Here is a 14,019-nt window from a genome sequence, read left to right as displayed (position 1 = left end):
GTCGTGAGATCGGAAATGTGTATAAGATACAGTCATAAATGCTTAATGATGTATTATGGATTTAAATCTAATAAAAATTTGTATTCTTAAATGGCTGTATTTTATGATTTTAATTTTTATGAAAAATTTTTAAATTTTCCTTGACTTTTACATTGTTTTGATATATAATTGCCACTTCACAAAACAGGTGCTGGTGTAGCTCAGTTGGTAGAGCTACTGCCTTGTAAGCAGTGGGTCGGCGGTTCAAGTCCGTTCACCAGCTCCATTTTTGTAACAGTGTTTGACCAGAAAATACCAAAATAGTCTATTAATGTTTAAGGTGAGATACTCAAGCGGCCAACGAGGGCAGACTGTAAATCTGCTGACTATGTCTTCCGTGGTTCGAATCCACGTCTCACCACCATTGTTATGCGGGAGTAGCTCAGTTGGCTAGAGCATCAGCCTTCCAAGCTGAGGGTCGCGGGTTCGAGCCCCGTTTCCCGCTCCAAAATTTGGGAAAATAAACTGGGAGCTGTATCTAGATTTTACTAAACACAGTTATTCCTTACTTTATTTTCAAAATTTTTAGTTGTTTGTATTATTTAATTGGAATCATCTCTGCCAAGCGTTTTTCGCTCATATGGCTCAGAGGTAGAGCACTTCCTTGGTAAGGAAGAGGTCGCGGGTTCAAGTCCCGCTATGAGCTCCACTGGTTAATATGATTTTATTATGATTATACAAATTTGGTAAGAAAAAGACATATATCACATACGGAGGAAAAGATGGCTAAAGAAAAATTTTCACGTAACAAGCCGCACGTAAACATAGGTACTATTGGTCACGTAGATCATGGTAAAACTACATTAACAGCTGCAATATCTGCTGTTCTTTCACGCAAAGGACTTGCTGAGCTAAAAGATTATGATAATATTGATAATGCTCCAGAAGAAAAAGAGCGTGGTATTACAATTGCTACTTCACATATTGAGTACGAGACAGAGAAACGCCACTATGCTCACGTTGACTGCCCTGGTCACGCCGACTATGTAAAAAATATGATTACAGGTGCTGCACAAATGGATGGAGCTATTCTGGTTGTTTCTGCAGCTGATGGCCCAATGCCACAAACTAGAGAGCATATTTTGTTATCACGCCAAGTTGGTGTTCCATACATTGTTGTTTTTATGAACAAAGCTGATATGGTTGATGATGCTGAGCTTCTTGAATTGGTTGAAATGGAAATCCGCGAATTACTTAATGAGTATAATTTTCCAGGCGATGATACACCTATTGTTTCTGGTTCAGCACTTAAAGCTCTTGAAGAGGCAAAAGCTGGTCAAGATGGCGAATGGTCAGCAAAAATTATGGAATTAATGGATGCAGTTGATAGCTATATTCCAACTCCAGTTCGTGCAACAGATAAAGACCTTCTTATGCCAATCGAAGATGTTTTTTCGATTTCAGGTCGTGGTACAGTTGTAACTGGTAGAATTGAAAAAGGTGTTATAAAGGTTGGTGACACAATTGAAATTGTTGGTATTAAGCCAACTCAAACAACAACAGTTACTGGTGTTGAAATGTTTAGAAAAGAGATGGATCAAGGCGAAGCTGGTGATAATGTCGGCGTTCTTCTTCGTGGTACTAAGAAAGAGGATGTTGAGCGTGGTATGGTTCTTTGCAAGCCTAAATCAATTACCCCTCATACAAAATTTGAAGGCGAAGTCTACATCTTGACAAAAGAAGAAGGTGGTCGCCATACTCCTTTCTTTAATAACTATAGACCACAATTCTACGTAAGAACAACTGATGTTACTGGTTCAATTACGCTTCCAGAAGGAACAGAGATGGTTATGCCAGGTGATAATGTAAGAATTTCTGTTGAATTGATTGCTCCAGTAGCACTTGAGGAAGGTACTCGTTTTGCTATCCGTGAAGGTGGTAGAACCGTTGGTTCAGGTGTTGTTTCAAAAATACTTGGTTAATTTATAAAAATTTGTCAAAGGGAGATATTCCCTTTGATATCTTGATAAGGACTTATATGAGAATTAAAATTGGTTTAAAATGCTCCGAAAGTGGTGATATAAATTATACAACAACAAAAAATAGTAAAACTACTACAGACAAAGTTGAGCTTAAAAAGTATTGCCCGAGATTAAAAAAACATACTATTCACAAAGAAGTTAAATTAAAAAGTTAATTAAGAAGCTATTAGGGCAATAGCTCCAACGGTAGAGCGCTGGATTCCAAATCCAATGGTTGGGGGTTCGAATCCCTCTTGCCCTGCCACGACTAAGGTTAAGATTATGGAAAAAATTATAAATTATATTAGGCTTTCTAAATTGGAAATAATGAAGGTTATTTATCCTACAAAAGAACAAATTAGAAATGCTTTTTTTGCAGTTTTTATCGTAGTTGCTGTTGTATCACTTTTTTTAGCTCTTGTTGATGTTATTATGTCCTTTGTTTTATCTAAAGTTGTATGATATAAGGAAAGAAGTAATGTCACATAAATGGTATGCTATACAGACTTACGCTGGAAGCGAAATGGCAGTAAAGAGAGGAATTGAAAATTTAGTAAAAGATCATGGAATAGAAGATCAACTAAAAGAAATTATAGTTCCTACAGAAGACGTAATAGAAATAAAAAATGGTAAGCAAAAAATCAACGAAAGAACTCTTTATCCAGGCTATGCTTTTGCGTGCTTAGATCTTGATACGGCTCTTTGGCATAGGATTCAATCTTTACCAAAAGTTGGACGTTTTATTGGTGAGGCCAAAAAACCTACGCCATTATCTGAAAAAGATATCAATACTATTTTGGAAAAAGTTCAAAAAAGAGCTGCACCAAAACCTAAGATATTCTTCGAGGATGGCGAGAGTGTTCGTATAACAGAAGGTCCTTTTGCTAACTTTACAGGTATTGTGGAAGAATATGACATGATACATGGAAAACTTAGACTTAATGTTTCTATTTTTGGTAGAAGTACCCCTGTTGATATTTTGTATTCACAAGTTGAGAAGATAATTTAAGGAGCAAGAAATGGCTAAAAAAGTTATAGGTGAAATAAAATTACAAATTGCTGCAACAAAAGCAAATCCTAGTCCACCAGTTGGTCCAGCTCTTGGACAAAAAGGTGTTAATATTATGGAATTTTGTAAAGCCTTTAATGAAAGAACAAAAGACATGGTTGGGTTTAATATTCCAGTTGTTATAACTGTTTATGCTGATAAGAGTTTTACATTTATCACAAAACAGCCTCCTGCTACAGATCTTATTAAAAAGGCTGCAGGTATAACAAAAGGAACTGATAATCCTTTAAAAAATAAAGTAGGTAAATTAACAAAAGCTCAAGTTCTAGAAATAGTTGAGAAAAAACTTGTTGATTTGAATACAAATGATAAAGAGCAAGCAGCCAAAATTATTGCTGGCTCAGCTCGCTCAATGGGTGTCGAAGTAGTAGACTAAAGCCTTTACCGTCAGGTTGATTAGCAAAAGACGGAAGCAATATATATGCGGAGAAATTTATGGGAAAAACTAGCAAGAGATTTCAAGAATTGCTCAAAAAAGTAGAGCAAGATAAAATTTATAACCTTAGTGAGGCTATTGATACGGTCAAAACTCTAGCTTCTGCTAAATTTAATGAAACAGTTGAGATTGCATTAAAATTAAATGTTGATCCAAGACATGCTGATCAAATGGTTCGTGGTTCAGTTGTTTTGCCGGCTGGTACAGGTAAAACTGTAAGAGTTGCTGTTATTGCTAAAGATGCTAAAGCTGATGAGGCAAAGGCAGCTGGTGCTGATATTATTGGTGCAGATGATTTGGTCGAAGATATACAAAAAGGTATAATGAATTTTGATGTTCTTATAGCTACTCCAAACTTAATGGGTCTTGTAGGTAAGGTCGGTAGAATTTTGGGACCAAAAGGATTAATGCCAAATCCAAAAACTGGTACAGTTACAATGGATGTTGCACAAGCTGTTAATAATGCAAAAAGTGGTCAAGTAAATTTCCGTGTTGATAAGCAAGGAAATATACATGCAGGCCTTGGTAAAGTTAATTTTACTAAAGAACAATTAAATGAAAATATTTCAATATTTATTAAAGCGATCAATAAACATAAGCCTGCAACCGCAAAGGGTAGATATGTTAAAAATGCTTCATTGTCTTTGACAATGAGCCCATCTATAGCTCTTGATACTCAAGAAGTTATGGACTTAAAATAAAACTAAAAATTAAAATTTATATCTTAGATTGGAGATAGCCGAGGCCATTGGGCTTAATTGATTCGACCCGCTCTGCTTGAAATTACCGGTCGGAAAGGAGAAAAAGTGACACGTAACGAAAAAACTGAAGTTGTTGCAAAATTAGAGAGTGAATTTAAAACTGCTGAAGCTATTGTAGTTTGTGACTATCGTGGCCTTTCAGTAAAGAAACTTGAAGTTTTAAGAAATTCTGCTAAAGAACAAAATGTAAAAGTTCAGGTTATTAAAAATACTCTTGCAAATATTGCTCTTAAAAATTCTGATAAAGTCGGAATGGAACTCAAAGATACAAATATCTATCTTTGGAGCGAAGATCAATTAGCAGTAACTAAAGTGGCCGCAAAATTTGAAGAGTCTAATGCTGATCTTTTCAAAATAAAAACAGCTTATATTGATGGCGAAGTTGCTAGCGTTGATAAAGTTAAAGCTCTATCTAAAATGCCTAGCCGTGATGAGCTTATTGCGATGCTTTTACAAGTTTGGAATGCGCCAATTCAAAATTTTACAATTGGTTTGAATGCGCTTAAAGAGAAAAAAGAACAATCAGCTTAATTTAAATTAAAAAAATAATAAGGATTAAAAATGGCAATTACTAAAGAAGATGTATTAGAGTTTATATCTAATCTTTCTGTACTTGAACTTAGTGAACTTGTAAAAGAGTTCGAAGAGAAATTTGGTGTTAGCGCAGCTCCTGTAATGGTAGCTGGTGGTGCTGTTGCAGCAGGCGGTGCAGCAGCTGCAGCAGAGGAGAAAACAGAATTTAACATTGTCTTGGTTGATTCTGGTGATAAGAAAATCAACGTTATTAAAGTTGTTAGAGCGCTTACTGGTCTTGGTCTTAAAGAAGCCAAAGACGCAGTTGAGGGAACACCATCTGTTCTTAAAGAAGGCGTTAGCAAAGATGAGGCTGAGGCAGCTAAAAAAGAGCTTGAAGAAGCTGGTGCTAAGGTTGAACTTAAATAATTTTTTATTATTTGAGCTTAATATTTCAAGAGAGGGCACAGGCTCTCTCTTTTTTAAATTTTAGATGCCTTGTTAAAAGGCTATACTTTTCTTTCAAAATTACCACGAGGTAGATGCAATGTTAAATAGCTTATACTCAGGAAATCGTCTTAGGGTTGACTTCTCTAATGTCGTTAAGGAGATAGACGTTCCGAACCTACTACAACTACAAAAAAAGAGCTTTGATAATTTTTTAAATCTAAATAACAATCAAACAGAAAGCGGTATAGAAAAAGTTTTCAAATCAATCTTTCCAATACATGATCCGCAAAATCGTTTGACTTTAGAATATGTTGGCTCAGAAATTGGAAAACCAAAGTATACGATCAGAGAGTGTATAGAAAGAGGTCTTACATACTCTGTAAATTTAAAGATGAAAATACGTCTTATCGTTCATGAGAAAGATGATAAGACAGGTGATAAAGTCGGTGTTAAAGATATAAAAGAACAAGAAATTTTTATACGCGAAATTCCACTAATGACTGATAGAATTTCATTTATTATAAATGGTGTTGAGCGTGTTGTTGTAAATCAACTCCATAGAAGTCCAGGTGTTATTTTTAAACAAGAAGAGAGTGCGACTGTTGCAAATAAATTAATTTATACAGCTCAAATAATACCTGATCGTGGCTCTTGGCTACATTTCGAATATGACACAAAAGATATTTTATATGTTAGGATAAATAAACGTAGAAAAGTGCCAGTAACTATATTATTTAGGGCGCTTGGATATAAAAAACAAGACATTATTAAGTTGTTTTATCCAATACAAAATTTAATTATTAAAAATAACAAATTTTTAACTCTTTTTAATCCTGAAGATTACTTGGGAAGAGTTGAATATGATATAAAAAACGAAGATGGAGAAATTCTTCACCAAGCAGGCAAGCGTCTGACTAAGAAAAAAGCTGATAAGTTGATCGAGGATGGCGTAAAATTTGTTGAATACCCAGTTGAAGCACTTATTGGTAGATACTTGGCAAATCCTGTAATAAATACAGAGAGTGGAGAAATTTTATATGATACATTATCTGCTCTTGACGAGAATAAACTTGCGAAAATTTTAGCTGAGCATGAAAGTATTGAGATTATAAATAACTCCGCTGCTGGTGTTGATGATGCAATTATAAATTCTTTCATAGCTGACAACGATATGCTTAAGGTTTTAAAACAAACTGAGGGCGTTGATGATGAAAATGATCTTGCGGCTATTAGAATTTATAAGGTTATGAGACCAGGAGAGCCAGTTGTAAAAGAGGCTGCAAAGAGTTTTGTAAATGATATGTTATTTAATCCTGAGAGATACGATTTAACAAAAGTTGGTCGTATGAAAATGAATCATAAGCTCTCTCTTGATGTGCCAGAATACGTTACTTTACTAACAAGTGAAGATATTATAAAAACTGCAAAATATCTTATAAAAGTTAAAAATGGACAAGGTCACATTGATGACCGTGATCATCTTGGCAACCGCCGTATAAGATCAATTGGTGAGCTACTCGCTAGTGAACTTCACCTTGGTTTTGTAAAGATGCAAAAGGCGATCCGCGACAAATTTACAAGCTTAAGCAATAATACTGAAGAGATTATGCCATACGACCTTATTAATCCAAAAATGATTACTGCCACAATTATGGAATTTTTCACAGGCGGTCAGCTAAGCCAGTTTATGGATCAGACAAACCCACTTAGTGAAGTTACTCACAAGCGCCGTCTATCTGCACTTGGCGAGGGTGGCTTAGTAAAAGAGCGTGCTGGCTTTGAGGTGCGTGACGTTCACCCAACCCACTACGGTAGAATTTGTCCGGTTGAGACTCCAGAAGGCCAAAATATTGGTCTTATCAATACGCTTTCAACCTATGCAAAAGTGAATGATCTTGGCTTTGTTGAAGCTCCTTACAAAAAAGTTATAGATGGCAAAGTGACTGATGAGATAGTTTATTTAACCGCAACTCAAGAAGAGGGCAATGTTATAGCTCCAGCATCAACTAAACTTGATGAAAATGGATACATCGTTGAGGACTTGATTGAGGTTAGAAAAGATGGCGAGATGATGCTTGCGCGTAGAGAAGATGTTACTCTGATTGACCTTTGTTCTGGTATGATAGCTGGTGTTGCGGCTTCACTTATTCCATTCCTAGAGCATGATGATGCTAACCGTGCTCTCATGGGCTCAAACATGCAACGTCAGGCAGTGCCACTACTTCGCTCAACTGCTCCTATTGTTGGAACAGGTATGGAAAGCGTTATCGCAAGAGATGCATGGGAAAGCGTAAAAGCAAAACGTAGTGGTGTGGTTGAAAAGGTTGATAATAAAAATATATTCATTTTAGGCGAAGACGAAGCTGGTCCATATATCGATCACTACTCTTTGGAGAAAAATTTAAGAACAAACCAAAATACGACTTTTTCTCAACATCCGATAGTTAAAAAAGGTGATGAAATCGTTGCCGGTCAAATAATTGCTGACGGTCCAAGTATGGAAAAAGGCGAGCTAGCGATTGGTAAAAACGCACTAATAGCATTTATGCCTTGGAATGGCTATAACTACGAAGACGCGATCGTCATTAGTGAAAAAATGATACGTGAAGACGCCTTTACAAGTGTTCATATCTATGAAAAAGAGATCGAGGCTCGTGAGCTAAAAGATGGAGTTGAAGAGATAACAAAAGATATACCAAACGTCAAAGAAGAGGAGCTTATGCACCTTGATGAGAGCGGTATTGTCAAAATTGGTACAGAGATCAAACCTGGCATGATTCTTGTTGGCAAAGTATCTCCAAAAGGCGAAGTTAAACCAACTCCAGAAGAAAGATTACTACGTGCGATCTTTGGTGAAAAGGCTGGCCACGTGGTAAATAAATCGCTCTACGCTTCAGCTTCGATGGAAGGCGTGGTTGTTGATGTTAAAATTTTCACCAAAAAAGGTTATGAAAAAGATAGCAGAACAAATAAAGCTTACGAAGAAGAGAAGACTCTTTTAGAAAAAGAACATCACGATAGACTACTTATGCTAGACCGCGAAGAGATGCTAAAAGTTACAGCACTTCTTTCTAAAAATCCACTAGCAAGTGATCAAGAGGTAAATAAAAAAGAGTATAAAAAGGGCTCAAAGATCAATAAGGCCGATCTTGAAAATATAAATAGGTTTACTCTAAATGCTATCGTTAAAAGCTTTTCAAAAGATATCCAAAAGAAATATGACGAGCTAAAAAATTACTTCCAAAATGAGAAGAAAAAGCTCAAAGAAGAGCATGATGCTAAGATAGAAATTTTAGAAAAAGATGACATTTTACCAAGTGGCGTTGTAAAACTTGTAAAGGTTTATATAGCTACAAAACGCAAACTAAAAGTCGGCGATAAGATGGCTGGACGTCACGGTAACAAAGGTATCGTTTCAAATATAGTTAGAGAAGTAGATATGCCTTATCTTCCAAGTGGTCAGATCGTAGACATCGTGCTAAACCCACTTGGCGTTCCAAGCCGTATGAACATTGGTCAAATTTTAGAGAGCCACCTTGGTCTTGTTGGCTACCGCTTAGGCGAGCAGATAAATGAAATTTTTGAAACCAAAAAAGGCGAGTGGATAAAAGAGCTAAGAGCTAAGATGATAGAGATAGCAGGTGTTGCTAAGCTAATGGATGCTAAAAAAGCTCTTGGTAAGATGAGTGATGAGAAGCTTCTTGAATATGCAAAAGATTGGAGTAATGGCGTAAGATTTGCAACTCCGATTTTTGAAGGCGTTAAGGCTGACGAATTTGCAAAACTATTTGAGATGGCAAAGATAGATAGCGATGGTAAAACTGAGCTATACGATGGACGCACAGGCTCAAAGATAAGAGAACGTGTTAATGTTGGTTGTATGTATATGCTAAAACTTCACCACTTGGTTGATGAGAAAGTTCACGCAAGAAGTACTGGACCATATAGCCTTGTTACACAGCAACCTGTCGGTGGTAAGGCACTATTTGGTGGTCAAAGGTTTGGTGAGATGGAGGTTTGGGCACTTGAGGCTTATGGTGCTGCTCATACACTAAGAGAGATGCTAACTGTAAAATCAGATGATGTTGAGGGAAGACTTTCTGCTTACAAAGCTTTAACAAGAGGTGAAAACGTTCCTGAGACTGGTATCCCTGAGACGTTCTTTGTTCTAACAAACGAGCTAAAATCACTAGCTCTTGATGTGGAAGTATATGATGAGGATGAGACAAATGAAACTAACTAATTTAAAACCAGTTGAGATAAAAGAAGAGCATAGACCTCGTGATTTTGAAGCTTTTCAACTTCGTTTAGCAAGTCCTGAGAAGATAAAATCTTGGAGTTATGGTGAAGTTAAAAAACCAGAAACTATCAACTATCGCACGCTAAAACCTGAGCGTGACGGCTTATTTTGTGCGAAAATTTTTGGACCGATCCGTGACTATGAGTGCCTTTGCGGTAAATATAAAAAGATGCGTTATAAAGGCATCAAGTGCGAAAAGTGCGGCGTTGAAGTAACAACATCTAAGGTTCGCCGCTCTCGCATGGGTCACATTGAGCTTGTAACTCCAGTGGCTCACATTTGGTATGTAAATTTCTTGCCAAGCCGTATTGGTGCACTTCTCGGTATTAAAATGAAAGACCTTGAGCGAGTACTTTACTATGAGGCATATATTGTTGATAATGCTGGCGAGGCTTATTACGACAATGAAAATTCTAAAAAAGTTGAAAAATACGACGTTTTAAATGAAGAGCAATATCAAAGCCTAGCTTCAAGATATGAAGAGACTGGTTTTACGGCTAGAATGGGTGGCGAGGTCATCTATGATATGCTAGCTGAGCTTGATTTGATGGAAATTTTAAATCAACTAAAAGAAGAGATGGAGTCTACAAATTCTGAGGCTAAGAAAAAAACTATCGTAAAACGTCTAAAAGTTATCGAGAGCTTTTTAAATTCAGGTAACCGCCCAGAGTGGATGATGATAACAAATTTACCAGTTCTTCCACCTGATCTTAGACCGCTAGTTAGCCTTGATGGTGGTAAGTTTGCTGTTTCTGACGTAAATGATTTATATCGCCGTGTAATAAACAGAAACAGCCGTCTAAAACGTCTACTTGAGCTTGATGCGCCTGAGATCATTATTAGAAACGAAAAGAGAATGCTTCAAGAGGCTGTTGATGCGTTATTTGATAATGGCCGCAGAGCAAACGCCGTAAAAGGCGCAAATAAACGCCCACTAAAATCACTAAGCGAGATCATCAAAGGTAAGCAAGGCCGTTTCCGCCAGAATTTGCTAGGTAAGCGTGTTGACTTCTCTGGACGTTCTGTTATCGTCGTTGGCCCAAAACTAAAAATGGATCAGTGCGGTCTTCCAAAGAAAATGGCTCTAGAGCTATTTAAACCACATTTGCTTGCTCGCCTTGAAGAAAAAGGCTATGCGACAACTGTTAAGCAAGCTAAAAAGATGATAGAAGATAAGACAAATGAGGTTTGGGAGTGCTTAGAAGAGGTAGTTAAAGACTATCCAGTTATGCTAAACCGTGCTCCGACACTTCACAAGCTTTCCATCCAAGCGTTTCACCCAGTGCTTGTTGAGGGCAAGGCGATTCAGCTTCATCCATTAGTTTGTGCTGCATTCAACGCGGACTTTGACGGCGACCAAATGGCTGTTCACGTGCCACTATCACAAGAGGCTATCGCTGAGTGCAAAATTTTAATGCTTAGCTCAATGAACATCTTGCTTCCTGCAAGTGGTAAGGCTATCACAGTTCCTTCGCAAGATATGGTTTTAGGAATTTATTATTTAAGCCTAGAGAGAAATGACGAAAAAGGCGCAAATAAAATTTTCTCAAGCGTTGATGAAGTAATGATCGCTGAAGAGGCTAATACTCTTGGTCTTCACGCTAAAATTAAGACAATGGTTGATAATAAGATCATCTTCACAACAGCCGGTCGCTTGATTTTAAGAGCCATACTTCCTGATTTTGTTCCTGAAAATATGTGGAATAAGATCATGAAGAAAAAAGATATCGCAAATTTGGTTGATTATGTTTATAGAAATGGTGGTCTTGAAGTAACGGCTGACTTCCTTGATAAGCTTAAAAATTTAGGCTTTAGATATGCGACAAAAGCGGGAATTTCTATCTCTATTGCTGATATAATCGTGCCAGATAGCAAGCAAAAATATATTGACGAAGCTAAGAAAAAAGTTCGCGAAATTCAAAAACAATACGGCGCTGGTCTTTTAACAGATAGTGAGAGATACAACAAGATCATTGATATCTGGACAGATACAAACAACAGCGTTGCAAGCGAGATGATGAAACTTATCCAAAACGATAAAGGTGGATTTAACTCAATTTACATGATGGCAGACTCAGGTGCGAGAGGTAGTGCAGCACAAATTCGCCAGCTAGCTGGTATGCGTGGTCTTATGGCAAAACCTGATGGTTCGATCATCGAAACGCCTATCATTTCAAACTTCCGTGAAGGTCTAAATATAATGGAGTACTTCAACTCTACCCACGGAGCTAGAAAAGGTCTTGCAGATACAGCGCTAAAAACAGCCAACGCTGGTTATTTGACAAGAAAACTAATCGACGTTGCTCAAAATGTTAAAGTCACAATGCATGACTGCGGTACGCACGAGGGCGTTGAGATCACAGACATCACAGAGAGTGGCGAGCTAATAGAGAGCCTTGAAGAAAGAGTCTTGGGTCGTGTTTTAGCAGATGATGTGATCGATCCTATAACTAATGAAATTTTATTTAGCGAAGGCACATTACTTGATGAAGAAAAAGCTAGAGCTATAACAGAAGCTGGCATAAAATCAGTAAACATTAGAACACCTATCACGTGCAAAGCACCTAAAGGCGTTTGTGCAAAATGCTACGGCTTAAATTTGGGTGAAGGCAAACTTGTAAAACCAGGCGAGGCAGTTGGTATCATTTCAGCTCAATCTATCGGTGAGCCAGGTACGCAGCTAACACTAAGAACATTCCACATCGGTGGTACAGCTTCTACTGAACAACAAGATCGCCAAGTAATCGCTCAAAAAGAAGGTTTTATTAGATATTACAACCTTAATACTTATGATAACGGCGATAAGAAGATCGTTGCAAATAGAAGAAGCGCAGCTGTGCTACTTGTTGAACCAAAGATTAAATCAACGATTGACGGCAAAATAGAGATCGAATATGCCCACGAAGATGTAAATATCGTGATAAAAGGTAAAAAAGAAGAGGTTAAATATACAATTAGAAGAAATGATCTTGCTAAGCCAAATGAATTAGCTGGTGTTAGCGGAAAGATCGAAGGAAAGATGTATATACCTTATGTAAGTGGCGATAAAGTAAAAGAGAATGAAAGTATCGTTGAGATCATAAAAGAGGGTTGGAATATCCCAAATCGTATCCCATACGCTAGTGAACTTAAAATTTCAGACGGAGATCCTGTAACTCGTAAAATTTTAGCCGATGCAAATGGTGTGGTTAAATTTTTCATATTAAAAGGTGATTATCTTGATAGGGTTAAAGATATCAAAAAAGGTCACAAAGTAACTGAAAAAGGTTTCTTTGTAGTTGTTTCTGATAAAGATGGACGTGAAGCAGTTCGCCATTATATTCCAAGGAATTCTATCATTCAAGTTTCTGATAATGATGCAGTTGATAGAGCGACAGTGGTTTCGTTACCTGAAAAAGATGATAAGTTGATTATTGCTGAGTGGGACCCATACTCAACTCCAACTATTGCTGAAGAAGCTGGTGTGGTTAGCTTTGAAGATATTGAGCCAGGATATAGTGCGACTGAGCAAGCAGATGAGGCGACTGGACAAAGACGTCTTGTTATCAATGAATACTTACCAAGCGGTGTAAAACCTGCGATTATTATCGCTACTAAAAAAGGGAATTTAATTAAGTATCCGCTTGATCCAAAAACTGCGATCTTTGTCTCAAGTGGTGATGAAGTAGCTCAGGCTGATATTTTGGCTAAGACCCCAAAAGCTGTCGCTAAGTCAAAAGATATTACCGGCGGTCTTCCAAGAGTTAGTGAGCTATTTGAAGCAAGACGTCCTAAAAATACAGCTATTGTTGCAGAGATTGATGGTGTGGTTAGATTTGACAAGCCACTTCGCTCAAAAGAGCGCATAATCATCCAAGCTGAAGATGGCACAACTGCTGAGTATTTGATCGAGAAAAGTCGTCAGATCCAAGTAAGAGATGGGGAATTTGTCCATGCTGGTGAAAAACTAACTGATGGGCTAATCTCAAGCCACGATATTTTAAGAATTCTTGGCGAAAAAGCGCTTCACTACTATTTGATTAGCGAGATTCAACAAGTTTATCGTCGCCAAGGTGTTGCGATCGCAGATAAACATATCGAGATCATCGTCTCTCAAATGCTTCGCCAAGTCAAAATCGTCGATAGCGGAAATACAAATTTCATAGTTGGCGATATGGTCTCAAGAAATAAATTTAAAGAAGAGAACGAGCGCATCATGAACATGGGTGGTGAGCCAGCTATTGCTGAGCCGATCTTGTTAGGCGTTACAAGAGCAGCTATCGGAAGTGATAGTGTGATCTCTGCTGCATCGTTCCAAGAGACAACTAAAGTCTTAACAGAAGCATCGATTGCTGCTAAATTTGACTATCTTGAAGATCTAAAAGAGAACGTTATCCTAGGACGTATGATTCCGGTTGGAACTGGTTTTTATAAGGATAAAAAAGTAAAAATCAAAGAAAACTAATACTTCAAGCCCCTATTTTGGGGCTTAACCTCTTTATAAAATTAAA

General features: G+C 37.4%; 10 protein-coding genes and 5 tRNA genes. All 15 read left to right on the top strand.

Annotated elements, in window-relative coordinates; genetic code table 11:
• The first annotated feature begins 189 nt into the window (after positions 1–189).
• Positions 190–265: transfer RNA gene (locus tag CVT18_RS06935), tRNA-Thr, on the top strand.
• Positions 266–318: 53 nt separating this feature from the next.
• Positions 319–403: transfer RNA gene (locus CVT18_RS06930), tRNA-Tyr, on the top strand.
• A gap of 7 nt (positions 404–410) precedes the next feature.
• Positions 411–487, top strand: a tRNA-Gly gene (locus CVT18_RS06925).
• 126 nt (positions 488–613) lie between these two features.
• Positions 614–688: transfer RNA gene (locus tag CVT18_RS06920), tRNA-Thr, on the top strand.
• A 73-nt stretch (positions 689–761) separates the two neighbouring features.
• Positions 762–1,961, top strand: a complete 1,200-nt coding sequence (gene tuf, locus CVT18_RS06915; RefSeq protein WP_021090663.1) for an elongation factor Tu — start codon at positions 762–764, stop codon at positions 1,959–1,961.
• Between the two features lie 56 nt (positions 1,962–2,017).
• On the top strand, positions 2,018–2,176 hold the full coding sequence (gene rpmG / locus CVT18_RS06910) for a 50S ribosomal protein L33 (RefSeq protein ID WP_035167196.1): 159 nt from the start codon (positions 2,018–2,020) through the stop codon (positions 2,174–2,176).
• A 13-nt stretch (positions 2,177–2,189) separates the two neighbouring features.
• A tRNA-Trp gene (locus CVT18_RS06905) sits at positions 2,190–2,265 on the top strand.
• Positions 2,266–2,282: 17 nt separating this feature from the next.
• Positions 2,283–2,462 carry a preprotein translocase subunit SecE gene (secE, locus tag CVT18_RS06900; protein WP_159071492.1) on the top strand — a complete coding sequence of 60 codons (180 nt, stop codon included), beginning with the start codon at positions 2,283–2,285 and terminating at the stop codon, positions 2,460–2,462.
• A gap of 16 nt (positions 2,463–2,478) precedes the next feature.
• Positions 2,479–3,009, top strand: a complete 531-nt coding sequence (gene nusG, locus CVT18_RS06895) for a transcription termination/antitermination protein NusG (RefSeq protein WP_021090793.1) — start codon at positions 2,479–2,481, stop codon at positions 3,007–3,009.
• A gap of 10 nt (positions 3,010–3,019) precedes the next feature.
• On the top strand, positions 3,020–3,445 hold the full coding sequence (gene rplK, locus CVT18_RS06890) for a 50S ribosomal protein L11 (RefSeq protein WP_021091067.1): 426 nt from the start codon (positions 3,020–3,022) through the stop codon (positions 3,443–3,445).
• 59 nt (positions 3,446–3,504) lie between these two features.
• On the top strand, positions 3,505–4,206 hold the full coding sequence (gene rplA, locus CVT18_RS06885) for a 50S ribosomal protein L1 (protein ID WP_103628902.1): 702 nt from the start codon (positions 3,505–3,507) through the stop codon (positions 4,204–4,206).
• A gap of 105 nt (positions 4,207–4,311) precedes the next feature.
• The gene (rplJ, locus tag CVT18_RS06880; protein WP_021090459.1) at positions 4,312–4,797 is read left to right on the top strand and encodes a 50S ribosomal protein L10; all 486 of its coding nucleotides are present in this window, start codon (positions 4,312–4,314) and stop codon (positions 4,795–4,797) included.
• A 30-nt stretch (positions 4,798–4,827) separates the two neighbouring features.
• A complete protein-coding gene (rplL, locus tag CVT18_RS06875; protein ID WP_021090592.1) occupies positions 4,828–5,208 on the top strand; it encodes a 50S ribosomal protein L7/L12 in 381 nt (126 codons plus the stop codon).
• A 118-nt stretch (positions 5,209–5,326) separates the two neighbouring features.
• Entirely contained in the window at positions 5,327–9,472 is a 4,146-nt protein-coding gene (rpoB, locus tag CVT18_RS06870; RefSeq protein WP_103628903.1) for a DNA-directed RNA polymerase subunit beta, read from the top strand.
• On the top strand, positions 9,459–13,973 hold the full coding sequence (rpoC, locus tag CVT18_RS06865) for a DNA-directed RNA polymerase subunit beta' (RefSeq protein ID WP_103628904.1): 4,515 nt from the start codon (positions 9,459–9,461) through the stop codon (positions 13,971–13,973). The genes rpoB and rpoC overlap by 14 nt, the downstream gene beginning before the upstream one ends.
• Positions 13,974–14,019 lie beyond the last annotated feature (46 nt).

This window comes from Campylobacter concisus (assembly GCF_003048405.1).
In the GTDB taxonomy this organism is placed as follows: Bacteria; Campylobacterota; Campylobacteria; order Campylobacterales; family Campylobacteraceae; genus Campylobacter_A; species Campylobacter_A concisus_Q.
Note: the sequence above shows the minus strand (reverse complement) of the source record. Positions and strands in the feature narration are given on the sequence as shown.

Bases quoted from the DNA above. Each gene is read 5' to 3' on its own strand.
- rpmG (WP_035167196.1), top strand. From the start codon at position 2,018: ATGAGAATTAAAATTGGTTTAAAATGCTCCGAAAGTGGTGATATAAAT.
- rplK (WP_021091067.1), top strand. From the start codon at position 3,020: ATGGCTAAAAAAGTTATAGGTGAAATAAAATTACAAATTGCTGCAACA.
- rpoC (WP_103628904.1), top strand. From the start codon at position 9,459: ATGAAACTAACTAATTTAAAACCAGTTGAGATAAAAGAAGAGCATAGA.
- rplL (WP_021090592.1), top strand. From the start codon at position 4,828: ATGGCAATTACTAAAGAAGATGTATTAGAGTTTATATCTAATCTTTCT.
- secE (WP_159071492.1), top strand. From the start codon at position 2,283: ATGGAAAAAATTATAAATTATATTAGGCTTTCTAAATTGGAAATAATG.
- tuf (WP_021090663.1), top strand. From the start codon at position 762: ATGGCTAAAGAAAAATTTTCACGTAACAAGCCGCACGTAAACATAGGT.
- nusG (WP_021090793.1), top strand. From the start codon at position 2,479: ATGTCACATAAATGGTATGCTATACAGACTTACGCTGGAAGCGAAATG.
- rplA (WP_103628902.1), top strand. From the start codon at position 3,505: ATGGGAAAAACTAGCAAGAGATTTCAAGAATTGCTCAAAAAAGTAGAG.
- rpoB (WP_103628903.1), top strand. From the start codon at position 5,327: ATGTTAAATAGCTTATACTCAGGAAATCGTCTTAGGGTTGACTTCTCT.